This window comes from Streptomyces javensis (assembly GCF_039525925.1).
In the GTDB taxonomy this organism is placed as follows: Bacteria; Actinomycetota; Actinomycetes; order Streptomycetales; family Streptomycetaceae; genus Streptomyces; species Streptomyces asiaticus.
In genome coordinates this window covers 1-2107 of the sequence record NZ_BAAAIF010000222.1, presented here as the reverse complement: position 1 = coordinate 2107, position 2107 = coordinate 1, and the positions used below count along the sequence as shown (strand labels likewise).

The window sequence follows — 2107 nt, the reverse complement described above, 5'->3', positions numbered from 1 at the left end:
GTGGGCGGATGTATCGCACGGGTGATGTGGTGCGGTGGACGGCCGAGGGGGAGCTGGAGTATCTGTCCCGGGTTGATGACCAGGTCAAGCTGCGTGGTTTCCGGATCGAGCTGGGTGAGATCGAGGCGGTGCTGGCCGGGCACGACGAAGTCGGGCAGGCCGCGGTCCTCGTCCGTGAGGACCGGCCCGGCGACAAGCGCCTCGTGGCCTATGTCGTCCCGGCCACGGCGGACGGTGGCGTGGTGAGCGCCGGGGTGCGTGAACACGTCGCCGCCCAGCTGCCCGGCTATATGGTGCCGTCCGCGTTCGTCACGCTGGAGGCTTTCCCGTTGACGGCGAACGGGAAGTTGGACCGGCGTGCGCTGCCCGCGCCCGACTACGGACCGGACTCGACGGGCGGCCGGGCCCCGCGCTCGCCGCACGAGGAGATCCTGTGCGGTCTGTTCGCCGAGGTCCTGGGCGTGGAGTCGGTCACCATCGACGACGACTTCTTCCATCTCGGTGGCCACTCTCTGCTGGCGACCAAGCTGGTCAGCCGGATCCGCTCGGTCCTGGACGCCGAACTGGCCGTACGCCGCGTCTTCGAGGCGCCCACCGTGGCCGAGCTGGCGGCCGTGCTGGATGCGTCGGAGGTGGTGCGGCCTGCGGTGCGGGCGGTGGTGCCGCGTCCGGCGCGGTTGCCGTTGTCACTGGCGCAGCAGCGTTTGTGGTTCCTGCATCAGTTCGAGGGCCCCAGCGCGACGTACAACATTCCGGTGGCGTTGCGGCTGACGGGCGCCCTGGACGAGGGTGCGCTGCGGCTGGGGCTGGGTGATGTGGTGGCCCGGCATGAGAGCCTGCGCACGGTGTTCGCGGAGGACGCCGACGGTCCGTACCAGGTGGTCCAGGACACCGCGGAAGTGGAATTGACGGTCGCCGCGGCCGACAGGGAAGCGATCCATGAAGAACTGAGCGAGGCGATACGGACTCCCTTCGACCTCATGAACGACGTGCCGTTACGCGCCTGGTTGTTCCAACTCGGCGATGACGAGCATGTGCTGCTGCTCGTGGCACACCACATCGCGAGCGACGCCTGGTCGATGGGCCCGCTGGCCCGCGATCTGACGGGTGCCTACGCGGCCCGCGTCACCACCGGTGAGGCTCCTGGATGGGAGCCGCTGCCGGTGCAGTACGCGGACTACGGCATTTGGCAGCGCGAGATGCTGGGTGCGGAGGATGACGCCGATAGCGAGATCAACCGCCAGCTGACGTACTGGAAGGCCGCGTTGGCGGACCTCCCGGAGGAGTTGTCACTGCCCTTCGACCGGCCGCGCCCGGCGACATCCTCGTACGAGGGTGACCGGATCACGTTCGAAGTGCCGTCCGGCCTCTACGAAGAGCTGACGCGGATCGCCCGTGAGCGTCGGGCCAGCCTGTTCATGGTGATGCAGACGGCGCTGTCGACGCTGCTGACGCGACTGGGCGCGGGCACCGACATCCCGTTGGGCACGGCCATCGCCGGGCGCACGGATGACGCGTTGGACGATCTGGTCGGGTTCTTCGTGAACACCCTGGTGCTCCGAACGGACACCTCAGGCGATCCCACATTCGCCGAACTGCTCGACCGCGTCCGAGGCAAGGACCTTGAGGCGTACGCCTATCAGGATCTGCCGTTCGAGCGGCTGGTGGAGGTGGTCAACCCGGAGCGTTCGCTGTCCCGGCATCCGTTGTTCCAGACGATGCTGACGTTGAACAACACGGAGCAGGGTGGGGCGTCGGCTGTCGTTTCGTTGCCGGGTCTGTCGGTGGCGGGTGAGCCGGTGGCAGCGGGGGCGGCGAAGTTTGATCTGTCGTTCCGGCTTGCGGAGCGTCGTGGTGAGGCGGATGGCGGTGTGGTGCTGGAGGGGGCGTTGGACTTCAGCACGGATCTGTTCGACCGGGCCACGGCGCAGGGCATCGCGGAGCGTTTCGTGCGTGTTCTGACCGCGCTCGCTGAGGATCCTGAGTGTCGCGTCGGTGATGTGGAGTTGTTGTCGGCGGTGGAGCGGGAGCGGGTGCTGGTCGGGTGGAATGGTGAGTCGCGGGGTGTGCGGGGTGTGTCGTTGCCCGTGTTGTTCGGGGAGCAGGT

1 protein-coding gene is annotated in these 2107 nt (G+C 68.0%); it reads left to right on the top strand.

What is annotated here, in order from left to right:
* Positions 1-2107, top strand: a 2107-nt coding sequence (locus tag ABD329_RS47645) for a condensation domain-containing protein (RefSeq protein ID WP_344318262.1), incomplete at both ends; no start/stop codon positions are given.